Origin of the sequence: Streptosporangium sp. NPDC006930, from assembly GCF_040635605.1 — a bacterium.
GTDB lineage: Bacteria > Actinomycetota > Actinomycetes > Streptosporangiales > Streptosporangiaceae > Streptosporangium.
In genome coordinates this window covers 127,151-142,663 of the sequence record NZ_JBEYID010000004.1, presented here as the reverse complement: position 1 = coordinate 142,663, position 15,513 = coordinate 127,151, and the positions used below count along the sequence as shown (strand labels likewise).

The 15,513-nt window shown below is 70.1% G+C and carries 12 protein-coding genes; 7 read left to right on the top strand and 5 right to left on the bottom strand.

Translation table 11 applies throughout. The features are described 5' to 3' along the window. Positions 1-734: 734 nt before the first annotated feature. From ABZ664_RS09325 to ABZ664_RS09300, 6 genes are all read left to right on the top strand, one after another. On the top strand, positions 735-1,118 hold the full coding sequence (locus ABZ664_RS09325) for an Lsr2 family protein (RefSeq protein WP_362505477.1): 384 nt from the start codon (positions 735-737) through the stop codon (positions 1,116-1,118). A 159-nt stretch (positions 1,119-1,277) separates the two neighbouring features. Next, complete coding sequence (locus ABZ664_RS09320; protein WP_362505474.1) at positions 1,278-2,546, top strand: M20/M25/M40 family metallo-hydrolase; 1,269 nt, start codon at positions 1,278-1,280, stop codon at positions 2,544-2,546. A 648-nt stretch (positions 2,547-3,194) separates the two neighbouring features. Then, entirely contained in the window at positions 3,195-4,562 is a 1,368-nt protein-coding gene (locus ABZ664_RS09315) for a hypothetical protein (protein WP_362505471.1), read from the top strand. Positions 4,563-4,619: 57 nt separating this feature from the next. Continuing rightward, positions 4,620-5,792, top strand: a complete 1,173-nt coding sequence (locus ABZ664_RS09310; RefSeq protein WP_362505468.1) for a DegT/DnrJ/EryC1/StrS family aminotransferase — start codon at positions 4,620-4,622, stop codon at positions 5,790-5,792. Between the two features lie 341 nt (positions 5,793-6,133). Continuing rightward, positions 6,134-7,225, top strand: coding sequence for a GNAT family N-acetyltransferase (locus ABZ664_RS09305; RefSeq protein ID WP_362505465.1), 1,092 nt, complete (start codon positions 6,134-6,136; stop codon positions 7,223-7,225). Positions 7,226-7,244: 19 nt separating this feature from the next. Then, on the top strand, positions 7,245-8,444 hold the full coding sequence (locus tag ABZ664_RS09300) for a DegT/DnrJ/EryC1/StrS family aminotransferase (RefSeq protein WP_362505462.1): 1,200 nt from the start codon (positions 7,245-7,247) through the stop codon (positions 8,442-8,444). A gap of 47 nt (positions 8,445-8,491) precedes the next feature. On the opposite strand, the gene ABZ664_RS09295 is transcribed toward ABZ664_RS09300, so the two are convergent. The 4 genes from ABZ664_RS09295 to ABZ664_RS09280 form a co-directional block, all read right to left on the bottom strand. Further along, positions 8,492-8,926 carry an ATP-binding protein gene (locus tag ABZ664_RS09295; protein WP_362505459.1) on the bottom strand — a complete coding sequence of 145 codons (435 nt, stop codon included), beginning with the start codon at positions 8,924-8,926 and terminating at the stop codon, positions 8,492-8,494. 165 nt (positions 8,927-9,091) lie between these two features. Then, positions 9,092-9,910 (bottom strand): DUF1206 domain-containing protein, encoded by an 819-nt coding sequence (locus tag ABZ664_RS09290; protein WP_362505456.1) that lies wholly within the window; start codon positions 9,908-9,910, stop codon positions 9,092-9,094. A gap of 37 nt (positions 9,911-9,947) precedes the next feature. Beyond that, positions 9,948-10,880, bottom strand: coding sequence for a Ppx/GppA phosphatase family protein (locus tag ABZ664_RS09285; protein WP_362505453.1), 933 nt, complete (start codon positions 10,878-10,880; stop codon positions 9,948-9,950). A gap of 12 nt (positions 10,881-10,892) precedes the next feature. Continuing rightward, positions 10,893-11,627 (bottom strand): methyltransferase domain-containing protein, encoded by a 735-nt coding sequence (locus tag ABZ664_RS09280; RefSeq protein WP_362505450.1) that lies wholly within the window; start codon positions 11,625-11,627, stop codon positions 10,893-10,895. 512 nt (positions 11,628-12,139) lie between these two features. Between ABZ664_RS09280 and ABZ664_RS09275 the strand changes: the two genes are divergently transcribed. Further along, the gene (locus ABZ664_RS09275; protein WP_362505447.1) at positions 12,140-13,927 is read left to right on the top strand and encodes a tetratricopeptide repeat protein; all 1,788 of its coding nucleotides are present in this window, start codon (positions 12,140-12,142) and stop codon (positions 13,925-13,927) included. Positions 13,928-14,347: 420 nt separating this feature from the next. On the opposite strand, the gene ABZ664_RS09270 is transcribed toward ABZ664_RS09275, so the two are convergent. Next, complete coding sequence (locus ABZ664_RS09270) at positions 14,348-15,349, bottom strand: phosphotransferase (RefSeq protein ID WP_362505444.1); 1,002 nt, start codon at positions 15,347-15,349, stop codon at positions 14,348-14,350. Positions 15,350-15,513: the final 164 nt, after the last annotated feature.

The window sequence follows — 15,513 nt, the reverse complement described above, 5'->3', positions numbered from 1 at the left end:
CGCCCGATACCGGACACCTGAAACCCGTGGACGGGCGGCACGCATTCCGGGGGCGGGGAAGTCATTTGTCCTCCGGAATCCCGGAACGCGCTCGGTTACGAACTTCCGGCGTGCGTGAATTGTCCGCCGAGCGTCCGGCGCGACCCGCGCGAAGCCTCTCCTTCCGCCTCTCCCGGCCTGGCCCACCCCTCGCCCCTTCCGTGCGATCTCGGTTTGACAGGTACCGTGAGCAGCGAAAAGGGAACGAAAGAACCTGTCTGCGGGCCGAGATGACGGCCGCGGGAGACCGGCGTCTCCGGTGCCGCGGAGCCAGGGAAACGAACCGCGGCGGAACGATGGACCGGAGTGGCCCGAAGTGGTGGAAGTCGATTTTTTTCCGGGCGGCCAGGATGGAAACCACCCGGAGGTCACGAAACTCCAAAGTGCCCCGGCACTCCTTCGGGAAAGCCCGCCGGGGCAGCCGACAGAGCCCGGCATACAAGGCGCCAAGGGGTCCCGGTGTCGTCGTCGTTTTTAATGCCCCGCGAACGGGAAGCATTTACCAATGACGTGGAGGCGCCGGAGTCCGACCTTGAGTAATTAACCTGAGAGAGTGGATCTCCGGCGAACAGAGGTTTCCTGAGCGCGACAACGAAAGGAGGGACTAGAGTTTTACGCGCGGGGAAGAGACGCGGGACCATCGTCGGCCGGGTTCACAGCCGCACGCTCCGGCGCCAAGATTAAGGAGTCACACAATGGCACGTCAGCAAGTCGTCACGTTCACCGATGACATCACCGGCAAGAAGGCCGACGAGACCGTCTCGTTCGGCCTCGACGGCACCGCCTACGAGATCGACCTGAGCTCGAAGAACGCCACGAAACTTCGCGAAGCCCTCAGACCGTTCCAGTCCGCCGCCCGCAAGGCGAGCACTTCCATGGGCCGCAAGGGCAGGTCGAAGAGTTCCGGCGGCAACCGTGAGCGGAGCGCCGAGATCCGGGCGTGGGCGAAGTCCCACGGGATCGAGGTGAGCGAGCGCGGACGCATCGGAGGAAAGGTCGCCGAGGCGTTCGCCGCGGGCGACCCCAGCGTGGCGAAGGGCTCGACCAAAAAAACCCCGCAGACCGCGCACAGCGAGTGAGGCCGGGCTCCCGGACCCTGGAGGGGTGGCGGCGTCATAGCCGACCGGGAGTGCTCGAAACGACCACATAATGACCACATGGGGTGCTATTTCCAACCCGGAGGGGTATGCACCTTTTGATCAAAAGCTTTGGGAATCTGGCTCCGGGGGCGTTCTTTGATGAGCGAGGTCGCGCAGATCTGTTCGGATCTGATCAGATTCGACACCACCAACCCCGGTACCGGTGAACGTCCGGCGGCCGAGCACGTCGCCACCCTGCTGTCCGACGCCGGGATCGAGCCCGTGGTGTTCGAGTCGGCCAGCCGCAGGACCAGCGTGATCGCCAGGATCCCCGGCGACTCGCCCGAGGCCCTGCTGATCCACGGCCACCTCGACGTGGTCCCCGCGAGGCCGTCCGACTGGCGGATCCCCCCCTTCTCCGGCGAGGTCTTCGGCGGATGCGTCTGGGGCCGGGGCGCGGTCGACATGAAGGGCACCCTCGCCATGACGCTCACCCTGGTCCGCGACTGGGCCCGGCGCGGAGTACGGCCGGACCGGGACATCGTGCTCGCCTTCCTCGCCGACGAGGAGGCCACCGGCGAGTACGGGGCGCGCCACGCGGTACGGCACCACCGCGAACTGTTCGACGGCTGCACCGACGCGATCAGCGAGTCCGGCGGCTACAGCGTCACGGCCGGGGGCACGCGGATCTACCCGGTCGCGGTGGGCGAGCGCGGCACCGCCTGGATGCGGCTCACCGCGACCGGCGTCGCGGGCCACGGCTCCCGCCCGCCGGTGGACAACGCGGTGGCCGAACTCTGCCACGCCATGTCCAGGATCGCCTCCCACCGCTGGCCGGTGCGGCTGACGCCCGGAGTGGCGGCGCTGATCGAGGACCTGTCGGCCATTCTCGGCGAGCGCATCGATCTCGACCGGCTGGAGGAGGAGGCGCGGCGGCTCGGCAGGATCGGTGACCTGTTCGGGGCGCAGATCCGCAACTCGGCGAACCCGACGATGCTCCAGGCGGGCTACAAGGTCAACGTGGTCCCCGGCACCGCCGAGGGGCACGTGGACGGGCGGTTCCTGCCGGGGCATCGGGAGGAGTTCCTGGAGACGATCGACCGTCTGCTCGGCCCCCGGGTGACCCGGGAGTTCGTCAACATCGAGGACGCCCCCTCCGCCCCGATGGACTCGCCGTTCTTCGACCGGCTCCGCGCCGCCCTGGTGGCCGAGGACCCGTCGGCGCGACCGGTGCCTTACGTGATGTCGGGCGGTACGGACGCGAAGTCCTTCGCGGGGCTCGGCATCAGGGGCTACGGCTTCGCCCCTCTGATGCTCACCCCGGATCTTGACTACTTCGGCATGTTCCACGGTGTGGACGAGCGTGTCCCCGTCGAGGGTCTGGAGTTCGGCGTCCGCGTCCTGAACCGCCTCCTCACCTCCCGCTGAACCGCGTCCCGGAACCTCGGACTCCATCCGAACCGCGTTCCGGCCCCCTCCCGGCCCCCTGACGTCCCCGGCTCCCGGCGTCCGAACCGCCGCGAAAAGCCCTGGCCTTCCGGATCCTCCGGCTTCCCCGGGCCTTACGGATCGCTCCGATTCCTCCCCCACGCGCCGAGCCGCTCGCGGCGGCATCGGTGATCTCAGCCACTCCCGCTCATCCCAATCCCTACGAAAGCAGGGCAGCCTCTATCACAATCAAGTCCTGCCTGGGACTTCCGTATACATGCCGGACACGGCCCGCCGGAAACTGGGGCATCATGACTCACGTGCCGATTCTCATGTACCCCTCGGTGACCGGCAGGTCTCGCGACGAGACGCGAAGGCCGGTGACGTGCCCTTCCGTCCCCGTCGACGAGACCACCGCCCCACCCCGCCCGAGCGATTCGCGGCGCTCCCGCGCCGCCTCCGGGAACGGCGCGGATCGGAGAGACCGGCGTGGGTGAGCACGGCACCGGCCGGCACGCCAGGCCGGGGAGCGGCGTCCCCGCGCCGGACAGCGGGCCGGACATTCTCGGGCCCGGCGCGAACACGGCCTCCGGTCTCCGGACAGCCGGTGGCAAGGTCGATGCAAGCGACCCGGCCGATGATGGCGGCGTGACGCGCGACGAAGGCGAGCGGGCGACGGGCCGGACGGCCACCGAGGCACGCGGGACCGGCCTGATGGACCGCCTCCGCAAGGACCTCAGGAACCCTCTGTTCCTGCAGGGCTACGCGCTGATGATCAACACGGGGATCACCGCCGTGCTGGGGCTCGGCTACTGGTTCCTCGCCACGCACCTGTACAGCGCCACCGCGTTCGGTGAGGGACAGGCCCAGATCAGCGCGATGCGGCTGTTCTCCTCCCTGACCGGGCTCGCCTTCGCGGGCGCCATGGCCAGGTTCATCCCGGTGGCCGGGCGCCGCACCGCCGAGTTCATCCTGCGCGGCTACGCGGTCGCCGGAGCCACCGGCCTGGTGGCGGCGCTGGGGTTCCTGCTGACCTTACCGCTGTGGGGATCGGTCTACGCCGACCTCGGCGGGCTCGGTCCCGGCCTGTTCTTCCTCGCCTCGGTGCTCGTGTGGACGATCTTCACCCTCCAGGACGTGACACTGGCCGGGCTGCGCAACGCCGTCTGGGTGCCGGTCAACAGCCTGGCGTTCGGCCTGGTCAAGATGGGCCTGCTCATCGCGCTGGCGCACGCGCTGCCGCAGGGTGGCGTCTTCGGCGGCATCTTCGTCTCGTGGATCGTGCCGACGGCCATAGCGCTGATCCCGATCAGCTGGCTCATCTTCGGGGTCATCATCCCCAGGCACGTCAAGAACACCGAGGTGACCGCGGCGAACCCGCCGCGCCTGCGCGAGGTGGGGCGCTTCCTCGCCGGAGACTTCCCCGGCGCGTTCTCCATCCTGCTGATCCTTTATCTCGTCCCGGTCATCGTCGCGGGCTGGCTCGACGACGCCCCGACGTTCGGCTATTTCTCGATAGCGCACACACTGGGCTCCATGGTCGGGCTGCTCGCGGCCAACATGGCGGTCTCGCTCACCGTCGAGGGCTCCTTCAACGCCGCCCAGCTGGGACAGAGCGTGCGCAACGCGCTGCGGCGCACCTTCCTGATCGTCGGGCCGGTCGTCGCGGTGGTCGTGATCGGCGCGCCGCTGATCCTGGGCGTGTTCGGCCCGGGGTTCGCCGAGGCGGGCACGCCGCTGCTGCGCCTGATGGCGATCGCCGTGCTCCCCCAGACGGTGATCGAGATCTGCCTCAGCATGCTGCGCGCCCAGAGCGAGGCACGCAAGCTCGCCCTCGTCCAGATCGGGATGGCCGTCCTGGTCCTCACCTCGATAGCGGTGCTCTTCCCCCACTTCGGAATCGCCGCGGTGGGCTACGCCATGCTCGGCAGCCAGCTCCTGGTCGCGCTGCTGATCTTCCCAAACATGCGCAGAGTGATGAAACATGGCAAAACATCCCAGGTGGCGACCGGTTAGGGCGACACGACCCTTCCGGTTTGCGGTCACGATGTCGTACGTGATATCTGGTCTCCGGTGACTCCTGAGCACATAGTGGCGAAGCGGACTCATCGCCTCTGCCTTCCGCTGCCCTCCAACCGCCTTGGCCTGTATCTGGCCCTGCGGCACTGGTGCAGCCCTGGTCAGCGACTGCTGATGTCACCGCTGTCGGCGGACGAGATCCTCTTCCTCGTGCTCGCGGCCGGGCTGCGCCCGGTCATCGCCCCTCTCTCCCTTGACGACGGCAACATCGACGCCGACGCCGTCGACCTCGACACGGTCGACGCGGTGCTGACCACCAACCTGTACGGCCTGCCGGACCGGGTGGCCGCGTTCGGCGGCAAGATCCTGATCGAGGACGTCGCGCACGCGATCGAGACGAGCGTGAACGGCAGGCCGATCGGCACCTTCGGGGTGGCCGGCGTGTTCAGCCTGTCCAAGCACGCGGGAGCGGGCTCCGGCGGGGTGATCGCGGTCGAGCACCTCTCGGATCTGCGTGCCCTGGAGCGTGAGCGCGACCGGCTGCTGCAGCCCGGTGTCTTCAAGAAAGAGATCCACAGTGTGCTGACCTCCGCGGGCCGGCACGCCGCGCTGCGCCTGAACATGGTCCGCCCGGCGCTGAGGGCGATGCGTGCCCTCGGCATGGAGGAGGAGCGCGAGGGATACCGCATCGCACCACGCCCCGAGGATCTGCACAGGGCGATGGAGTACGCACCGCAGCAGTTGCCGGCGTTCGACTCCTGGGTCCGGGCCGACCTGCACGACTACCGGGCCAGGCGGGGCCACCTTTCTCGCTGGTACCAGTCGAGGCGCCTGCACGCGCTGCCCCGGCAGCGGTCACGGCGGATCGCCGGCGTCTCGGTGCTGGCCGCGCTGCCCACCGTCGCCCCTGCCGTACGCCGCCACCTGGACCAGCCGCTTTTCCGGGTTCCGCTGCTGGTCTACGGCCGTGACGCGGCCATCGCCGAGCTGGAGCGGCACGGGGTCGCCACCGGATACCTCTACGACCCGCCGTACGACGGTTACCTGCCCGAGTTCACCGACCCCTCACCCGAGCCCGAGGTGGCGCGTTGGTGGGCCCGGCACGTGCTGCCGGTCGACCCTCTGTACGCCCATCGCGCCCTGCCGGTCATCGAACGGCTCATCCCCGCGCTCCCTCCGATGCCGCCCAGGACGCCCTCGGGGCCGGCCTCCTTCGACGTCGCGTAGCGAGCCTGCCGCATTAATAAACGAACTATCTCGTTACTAAGCGAATAGGGCGATATCCCGATAGATTCAGCGCATCGGGCGGTAATTCGGGGGAACAGCGGATCGGGGGATCCGCAGTTCGGGAAGTCGGGGAATCCGCGGATCGGGAGATCAGCCGCCGCCTGGTTCCGGGCTGGTCTCCACGTGCCGTGACGCACGTTCCGCATGCCCGCCGTCTGGACCTCCCCCTGCTCCGACGACGTCCAGTTGCCTGGTCCCAGGCTTCGAGAAAGGACCACCGGCCTCGTGAACGGTAGGTTTGCGCACACCGCCGGTCACCCCGGCGCGACGGGGGACGGCGCATGAGAATCAGCGTCATCCGGCCCTCGGAGTTGGGCACGGCCGATATCTCGGCATGGCGCGGAATGCAACGTTCCAGCTCACACCTGGACAATCCCTTCCTCAGCCCGGACTTCACGATCGCGATGGGCGAGGTCCGCCCGGAGGCGCGGGTAGCGGTGATCAGCGAGTCCGACGGGCCCGTCGGGTTCTTCCCCTTCGAACTGCACGGTGGCGGGGTGAGTGCCGCTCTGGGCGGGTGGGTGTCGCTCTCCCAGGGGGTCGTCCACCGCCCGGGCGCCGAGTTCGACTCCGACGCCCTGCTTCGGGCGTGCGGGCTGAGCGTGTGGGAGTTCGGCTGTCTGGTCGACCACCAGCCGTGGTTCAGGCCGTTCGAGACGCTCAGGCAGGAGGCCGTGGTCCTCGACTTCGCCGACGGCTACCACGCCTTCCTCGACGAGCTGCGCGAACGCTCCCCGAAGTTCCTCAAGTCCACCCTGTACAAGGAGCGGAAGCTGAGCCGCGACGTGGGCGAGGTCACCTCCGAGTTCGCGGTGGACGACCCCGAGAGCTTCCGGCTGCTGCGCCGGTGGAAGTCCGCCCAGTACCAGCGGATGGGCCGCGCCGACCGCTTCGGCAAGGCGTGGGTCGTGGAGCTGGTCGAACGCCTGCACGCCGCCGACACCGACGACTTCGCGGGGCCGCTGTCGATGCTGTACGCCGACGGCAGGCCCGTCGCGGGCCACTTCGGGCTGCGCACCGGCACGACGATGATCGGCTGGTTCCCCGCCTACGATCCCGAGTACGCCAGATACTCCCCCGGCCTGATCCAGCACCTGCGCATGGTCGAGGCCGCCGCGAAGCTCGGGATCACCTCGCTGGACCTGGGCATCAGTAACGGCTCGGAGTACAAGGACGCGCTGTGCAGCAGGACCGTTCCGGTCACCGAGGGCATCGTGCGCCGCCGGTCGGTGGGCGCGGCGGCGCACTGGCTGCGTACCGAGCCGGTCCGCCGGGTGCGGCGGTTCATCCTCGACAGCCCGGTCCTGTACGGCGCCGCCGACAGGGCCATGAAGCGGTACGGTCGGCTGCGCACCGGCAGGAGGAGTCGATGAGCCCTCGGAAGGAGGCCCGATGAGCGCCCGCCCTGCCACCTTTGACCACGCGGACGGCCGCCGCGCGCTGGAGGCGGTCATGCGCGACCGGATCGGCCGGGAGTGCCTCCACGTGCCGTCCGCCAGGTTCGGCCTGCTCATCGCGCTGCGCCACTGGTTCAAGCGCGGCGACAGGGTACTGATCTCGCCGACGAACTGTGAGACGGTGCTGTTCGTCGTGCTCGCCGCCGGGCTTGAGCCGGTGATGGCGCCGGTCTCCTGGCGCGACGGCAACATCGACGTCCCCGCCGTCGACTGGACCGGCCTCGCCGGTGTCGTCACCACGCACCTGTACGGCCAGCCCGACCGGGTGACCGAGCTGCGCGCCGAGTGCGACCGGCGCGGCGTGATCCTCCTCGACGACGCGGCGCACGCCATGCAGACGACTGTGCAGGGCCGCCCCGCGGGTACGTTCGGCACGGCCGGAGTGTTCAGCCTCGCCAAGCACGGGCGGGCGATGTCCGGCGGGTTCCTCACCGCGGAGGACCCGGCCGTGCTGCCCGAGCTGGCGCGTGCCAGGGACGAGCTGCTGCTTCCCGGAGGGGCGCGCGCCCAGTTGCTCGGCACGCTGCGGCCCGTGCTGCGCGAGACGATCTACCGCACCGGGCTGGTCAGGCCGATGTGGCACGCCCTCAAGGCGCTGGGTCTCGTGCGCTGGACCGGCCACCGCTGCCCGCCCCGCGAGGAGGAGTTGCGCGCGGTCGTCGCCGCCGACCCGGTCGACCCGCGCGCCATGGACCACTGGCTGCGGATCGACCTCGACGACTGGCGGATGCGCCAGGGGGCGCTGCTTCGCGGATACCACCGCTCCCGGTTCCGGGTGATCGACCGCGAACGGGAGCGCCGGGTGGCCGGGGTCGAGCTGCTGCGCACCCTGCCCTGGGCGGCCGACGGCGTCCGCGAGGCGGCGCCACTGCCGCTGCTACGGGTGCCCCTGCTCGTCGAGAACCGCGACGAGGTCGTCGCCCGGCTGGAGAGCCGGGGCGTGGTGCCCGGTTTCATCTACGACCCGCCGCTGGACGACTATCTGGACCGGGTTCCCTCGGGGCCGACCCCGGAGATCGCCCGCTGGTGGACCGGTCACGTCCTGCCCGTCGACCCGCTCCGCGCCGCCCGCATCGCCGGGCTGCTGGCCGAGCTGGACGTCCGCCCGGCCACGCGGCCCTCCACGACGCCGTGACGGCCGAGCTGAGCGAGGAGGCGCTCCCGCAACCTGTACCGCCGGGACTACCGGGCGGCGGCCAGGCTGCCCGTGCGCAGGTCGGCCGTCTCCAGCTCGAACCAGACCCTGTTGGAGCCCGCCTCCCTGACCATGCCCCAGCGGTGGGCCAGCGTCTCCAGCATGGGCAGGCCCCGGCCCCCTGTCGCGTCGGCCGAGGCGCGGCTCGCGGTGGGGGCCTGGCAGGAGCCTTCGTCCTGGACCGAGACACGCACTCCCGCCGGCGAGCGAACCACCGTGACGGTGAACGCCCCGCCGTCCCCCGACCTGGAGTGGATCACCGCGTTGGTGGCGATCTCACTCGTCAGCAGGACGCAGTCGTCGTGGAGGGGGTGGTCTCGCCCCAGGATCACCGAGACCAGGTGGCGAGCTCTCGCCACCTGGTCCGGGGACCCCGCCAGGCGGAGAACCCATTCACTGCCGTCGTACTCCGACGAGTCCATACCGCCCCCTCCGATGACGTTTCACTTCTGGGAAGACGCGGAGGTCGGCGGGGAAGATGTCGCGGAAAAGTAGGAATGTGATCACTTACCGGATAGACAGGTGAGGCTTGCCAGAGCGGCTTTCACCTGCGTGTCCGCACCTGGCGTACCGTGCGGCTCCATCCGTCACAGACGGCGCCAGCGAGCCTCGAAGAAACAGTAGGCCGCGAACAGCAGCAGACCGATCGCGATGACACCGAGCAGCCACGGACCGACAGGGGTGTCGGCGAGCGAGCGCAGCGTGGAGTCGACGCCCTTGGCCTTGTCGGGGTCATAGGTGATCGCGGCCTGGATGACGAAGACACCGGCGGCCACGGCGATCGTGCCTCGGGCGATGAAGCCGGCCATGCCGAACTTCTCGGCGAGGTCTCGCGCCTTCGCGGGCATCTCTCCGGTGCGCAGGTCCTCAAGGAACTTCTTCTTCCAGCCCTTGTGGATCCAGTAGCCTCCCAGGGCGATCAGACCCAGCCCCATCAGGCCCACCAGGAACTGCCCGGCGGGCAGGTCCATCAGCATCGCCGTGATGTCCTTCGACTGGCTGTCCGACGAGGAGGCCGAGTCGCCGCGCAGCAGCACGCTGAGCAGCGTCGCCACGACCAGCGAGTAGACCACCACCCGTGCGGCGGCCTCCACCCTGTCCTTGGTCTGGCCACGGCCGATGATGGCCTCCGACAGCTGCCAGGCGACCAGCGCGACGAACCCGACCACCATGAGCCAGAGCAGGAACGTCCCGAACGGTTGCTCGGCCACCGTCTCGATCGCGCCGCTGTTGTCGGCTTCCTTGCCTCCGCTTCCACCGCCGAAGGCGATCTGCAGGGCGAGGAAACCGATCAAGCCGTAGAGGACACCGCGGCACGCTATGCCGACGCGTGCCAGCCTGTCCAGCGTCTGACTGTTGGCCGCTTTACGAGCGGCCCCTTCCACGTGAGCCTGAGGGGTGTTCATAACCACCCGCTCTTACCTGTGAGCGCCCTGGCAAACCTTACCGTTCGGGCATCGCGTCCAGCCGCCGCAGAATCACTCCCTCGCGCAGCGCCCAGGGGCACACCTCCAGCTGGCTCACCCCGAACAGGTCCATCGCGGCGTCGGCGACGATCGCCCCGGCCGGCAGTTGCGGCGCCCGCGCCTCGGAGACCCCGGGCAACTCGGCGCGCTGCCCGGTGGTCATCTTGATGAGCCGGTCGGTCCACCCGACGAGGTCGGTGTGCCTGAGCACCCGGCGCACGGACGGTCCCTCGTTCGAGGGAGCGGCCCCGGCGATCCTGGCGAGCTGTCTGAACGTCTTGGACGTCGCCACCGCGTGGTCGGCCTGACCGTACCGGGACACGTTGCCCACCGTGCGGGCGATCTCGGTCCGTACGTGCCTGCGCAGCGCCCGCACCTCCTCGGCGGGTGGCGGGTCGGCGGTGAAGCAGTTACGGGTGAGCCGGCCCGCCCCCAGCGGGAGCGACACCGCGACATCGGGCTGTTCGTCGATGCCCGAGGCGATCTCCAGTGATCCCCCGCCGATGTCCAGCACCAGCAGCCGCCCGGACGACCACCCGAACCAGCGGCGCACGGCCAGGAACGTCAGCCTCGCCTCGTCCTGGCCGGACAGCACCTCGATGTCGACCTGCGTGTCGGCCTTGATCCTGGCGAGGACCTCCTCGCCGTTCACCGACTCCCTGACCGCGGAGGTCGCGAAGGCCATGAGGTCCTCGACCCCCTTGTCCTCGGCGAGCCGCAGCGCCTCCTCGACGAACCCCTGAAGCCGCGCGGCGCCTTGCGCGGACAGGCGGTCGCCGTCCTCCATGTGCTCGGCAAGCCTCAGGTCCACCTTGTGGGAGTACGCTGGCAGCGGCCGGGCTCCCCGGTGCGCGTCCATCACCAGCAGATGGACCGTATTGGAACCGATGTCGAGAACGCCCAGTCGCATGGGACGAAGTTACTACCCCTGCGGGCCCCGTCGGTCCGGGGTGCGCGTGTGAACGCTCACCGCGTATCCGCCGCCGTCGTAGGGTGCCCCCTCCCACGTGGCGAGGCGCCTCAGCGGGGAGAGCCCCGAGTCCCGGCACCAGCCGTCGTAGTCGGCCAGGGTGACCGTCGCCGAGGCGAGCGGGAGGTGGGCGGCGTCCAGCCCGAACCCGCTCACCAGCAGCCCGCCGGGCCGCAGCAGCGCCGCGAGGCCCGCGACGGTCCGCGCCTCGGTCCCGGGGGCGAGCAGGGGGATGACGTTGCCCGCGGCGACGACCATGTCGAAGCTCCCGCCCTTCTCGCCTCCCTGAATAGAAGTATCCCGTTCATCCCGTACGATCCGGTTCTCCTGATCCGTTCGGTCCGCGAGCGCCACGGGATCGCCAAGGCCGCCGAGATCACCGAGATCGCTGAGGTCGGCCAGTATCCAGGGCAGTCGTGGCGCGACCCTCCGGGCGACGGCGAGCATGGACGCGTCGAGATCGACGCCCACGCAGTCGTACCCCAGCTCGGCGAGCCGGATCGCCACCCGCCCGGTGCCGCACCCGGCGTCCAGCACCCGGGCCGGCGGCGGCAGCAGTTCCTCGCACAGCCGCGCCTCACCGTGCATGTCCGCCCCCGACTCGGCCAGCCGGGCGAACCTCTCCGCGTACCGCTCCCCGGCGTCGCCCCCCGCGATGTCCGTCCAGCGGCTCCTCGGTTCTCTCATCGCACCAGGGTCTCACCCCCGGGGGAGCCCTCCGCGACGGCCGGCGCGAGGGCGTTCCGGCTCTCCACGCCCCCACCGCGCGTACGAGACCGCCACGCGGCGAGCGGATGGCGGGACATCAGCGGCTCCCGGCGCGGATCGCGGACGGGCCGGTCTCAGCGAGACCACCGCGCGGCGCCTGTCCATAGGACTGTCCGGATCCGGCCACGATAAGAAATACTTCTTGTCAATATGGGCGATTACTGCGAATACTTGCAATTTGTTATTATTCGTGAGGAAGGCCCGCAATGAAGCGTGTTATTGTTCACAAGCCTGGCACCATCGCACTCAGTGGCACCGCCAGCCCTAAACACATCGGCTGAGGCGGAATCGTAGATCCGGCGTCCAGCGATGGGCGCCGGCTCCCCGGTAGAGTCATATCACCAAATATCGACTAATCGAGTTAAAGGAGTCCGGTGAGTCGGGGACAGCAACCGCAAGGAGACCCGCCGCCCCCCACGGTAGACACAACGGTGGACACAGTGGACGCGGATCGGCGCCTGCGCGGGCCGTACACCGCCGGGAGCGCGATCGTCTCCGCCCTGCTGCCCGCCGCCCGGCCCGAGCTCGTCTCCCGCTACGACATCGAGTTACGCGCCGTCGCGCCTGACCTGCGCGATCAAATCCCCGCCCGGCGCCGGTCGGTGGCCGCGAGCCTGCCCGCCGCGGAACGGATCCTGGTACACGCCCCGCGCCGCACGCTGCGCCTGGCCAACGGCCTGGCCGAGTTCGTCCATGAGCACCTGTCGGAAACCGGGGCCCGCACGTTCGTCGTCGAGAACACCGACCTGGCCGACCCCACCGACCTTGAGCTCCTGACGGTGCTGCGGCGCCGTGTCCCCGGCAAGCTGCTCACCGTGCTGACCCGCGAACGTGCCGTTCCCGAGGAGAGCCTCGGCGCGGAACGGCACGACGCCCTCGCCGACGAACTGGAGAGGGAGGGGACACTCGGCGCGCGACTCGGAGCGATCCCGTACCACCGCGAGCGCGGCGGTGACCCGTCGAAGGCGGTGGAGGCGCTCCTGTTCGCGGTGCAGTGGTGCCTGGACGAGGGCTACCACGACGCCGTGGTGGATCTCGGCGAGCGTGCCCTGCGCCTCACCCACCCCGACGACGACCCCGCGACGTGGTGGCGGCTCCTGCACAGCACCGCGACCGCGCTGGCCGCGCTGGGCCGCGAGGACGACTCGGAGGCCCTGTTCGACCTGGCCAGGCGCGAGAGCCTCTCCCCCGTCGTCCACGCCTCGGCCGCCTACGCCACCGGGATGCTGAAGGTCCGCCACCGCGACCCGGCACGGCGCGACCCCGACGCCGCGCTGGCGCTGGTGAACCAGGCGATCGCCATCTCCTCTCTGCTGCCCGACCCTCGCGAGCGGGCGTTCAAGCTGGGGTTCGACCTCAACGGCCGGGCGCTGGTGGAGGTACGGCGGGGCCGTCCCGCCCAGGCGCTGGAGCTGGTCCAGCAGGCCGTCGCCCTGGCCGATCGCGACCTGCCGCCCGGCGAGCACCCGATACACCGACTGGTGCTGCTGGCCAACAGGGCGCAACTCGCCGTGATGCTGGGCCGTCCCGCGGCCGCGCTCGACGATCTGAACGCGGTGATCGCGGCCGACCCCGGCTATCCCGACTACTACATCGACCGGGGCAACCTGCTGCACCGCCTGGGCCGGACGGACGAGGCGGTCGCCGACTACGAGACGGCGATGCGGGTCGGCCCTCCCTTCCCCGAGCCCTACTACAACCGGGCCGAGATCCGTTTCTCCGCTGGTGACCATCGAGGCTCGCTCGCCGACCTGAACCACGCGCTGGAGCTGGACCCGGAGTTCGTGGACGGCCTGGCCAACCGGGCGGGGCTGCTGGCCGCGCTCGGCGAGTACACCGCGGCCAGGGCGGACGCGGAGACCGGGCTCGCCATCGATCCCGTCAACCCGTACCTGTTGTGCGCGCTGGGCCAGGTGGAGACCGCCGAGGGCCGCTACGACAGGGCGCGCACCGCCTTCGACCGCGCCCTGGAACTCGCCCCCTCGCTCGCCGCCGCCTGGGCGAACCGAGGGCTGCTGGCGTTCGAGACCGGCGATCCCGAGGGCGCCGTCGCGGACTTCACCCGGGCACTCGACGCCGGGGACGATCCCGCCCTGCTGTTCAACCGGGCGATGGCGCTGCGCGCCGCCGGACGCGACCAGGCGGCGGTCGCCGATCTCACCCGCGCGCTGGAACTCGCCCCGGACGACGAGGACATCCGGCGCGAGCTGAAGTCCTGACCCCGTACGGCCCCTCACCGAGCACGGCGAAGACGCCGAAAAACATTCCGGATTCAGAGATTGGAACCAGAAAGTCACGGTCGGTAAGGTGTCGTGCCCATACGAGAGAATCCCGCTATCCGAATATCCATCACACACACAGTGATGTGCGTGTGCCGTCTCGTATTCGCCTCCGGTATTTCAGGGGTCGGAGGCGGGTAGGGGCGATTTCCCGATTCCGGACGCGCGATCACCGTGCGCCACGCCGCCGGACACCCCGTGCCCGAGTGCCGCGCCCGCGAGGGACGGATGGTGACGGATTCGGGGCCCGGCGAGCGCGGGCGGTGGACGACGAGCGGCCGACCGGCGTCGACCGGGTGGTCGACAAGAAGCAACCGGGCGGTCGGAAGTCGGGAAGGCGACGGGCAGCCGACGACAGGGTCAGCGGAGCAAGCCGCCGAGATGGCGTTCCGCCAGCTCGCAGGTGCCCTCGGTGTAGCCGGCGCCGAGTTCCGCGGCGATGTCGGCACCGGTGTGGGTGCCGATCCAGGCGACGAGCAGCAGGCGGCGGAACATTACGAACGTCCAGATCTCGGCCTCGTCCTCGGCCGGAAGGTCCAGGACGGTCCGGTATCCCCGCACCCACGCGTCGATCAACTCGGGAACCTCGGGACGGTGCTCGACGAAGCTGACCGCGGCGGCCAGGTCGTAGAGGTACCAGCCGAAGCCGCAGTCGTCGAAGTCGATGACGCCTGGCGGGTTCTCGCCCTCCACGAGCAGGTTGGCGGCGCGCAGGTCGGCGTGGATCAGGCCGTAGCGTCCGGGGGCGCGGCCGAAGCGGTGGAGCCGCTCGCGCAACTCCTTGTCCAGCCGCCCCAGCACGGCCCGCGCCTCGGTGTCCATCCCCAGGCCGTCCTGCCAGCGGCCCCACCGCGACTCGGCGCCGAGAGCGGCCTCGTAGTCCCAGTGGAAACGGGTGAATCCCTCGGGCGGGGACCACCCGCGCGCGTGCCGGTGCATCCGCGCCGTGAGGGCGCCGAGCCGCTCGAAGCCGGGCAGCGGATCGTCCTGGGGCGGCTCTGTGCCGGGCAGGAACTCGAACATCACGCAGTCGCGCGGCTCGGGACCGGGGACGGTCAGCACCCTGGAGCCGTCGGGAGCCGGGATCACCCGGGGGGTACGGATCCCCGCCTGCTCGCGAAGCGCCTCCAGCCAGGACAGCTCGGACAGGATCGCCGGGGTGGAGTGATAGCCGAGCCGGTGCACCCGCAGGATGGAACGCGTGCCCGAGACCGGGTCGTCCACCCGGTAGGTGGCGTTCTCCGACACGTTGACCAGGGTGACCTCGGCGTCGGGCAGGCCGTGGAACCGCGTCGCCGCGCGGGCCACGTCGTGCACACGGGCCAGCACGTCACCCCCGGCGGACAGGTCGTGGACCCGCATCGGCTCCTCCATCGTCGGTCGGATCGGGCGCGCGAGACGCCAGATCCTATCCAAGATTCCGGTGTCGCCCCGCGGTGCCATTTCCCTTCCGGTACGACGCTCCCGGCCCGCTCCGGTCCTCCGAAGGGCTCGCGCGGGCGTCGCATCGTTATGACACCTCACAT

Excerpts from the sequence above, each read along its gene's own strand:
- ABZ664_RS09325 (WP_362505477.1), top strand. The coding sequence starts at position 735 with ATGGCACGTCAGCAAGTCGTCACGTTCACCGATGACATCACCGGCAAG.
- ABZ664_RS09320 (WP_362505474.1), top strand. The coding sequence starts at position 1,278 with ATGAGCGAGGTCGCGCAGATCTGTTCGGATCTGATCAGATTCGACACC.
- ABZ664_RS09305 (WP_362505465.1), top strand. The coding sequence starts at position 6,134 with ATGAGAATCAGCGTCATCCGGCCCTCGGAGTTGGGCACGGCCGATATC.
- ABZ664_RS09300 (WP_362505462.1), top strand. The coding sequence starts at position 7,245 with ATGAGCGCCCGCCCTGCCACCTTTGACCACGCGGACGGCCGCCGCGCG.
- ABZ664_RS09295 (WP_362505459.1), bottom strand. The coding sequence starts at position 8,926 with ATGGACTCGTCGGAGTACGACGGCAGTGAATGGGTTCTCCGCCTGGCG.
- ABZ664_RS09290 (WP_362505456.1), bottom strand. The coding sequence starts at position 9,910 with ATGAACACCCCTCAGGCTCACGTGGAAGGGGCCGCTCGTAAAGCGGCC.
- ABZ664_RS09285 (WP_362505453.1), bottom strand. The coding sequence starts at position 10,880 with ATGCGACTGGGCGTTCTCGACATCGGTTCCAATACGGTCCATCTGCTG.
- ABZ664_RS09280 (WP_362505450.1), bottom strand. The coding sequence starts at position 11,627 with ATGAGAGAACCGAGGAGCCGCTGGACGGACATCGCGGGGGGCGACGCC.
- ABZ664_RS09270 (WP_362505444.1), bottom strand. The coding sequence starts at position 15,349 with ATGCGGGTCCACGACCTGTCCGCCGGGGGTGACGTGCTGGCCCGTGTG.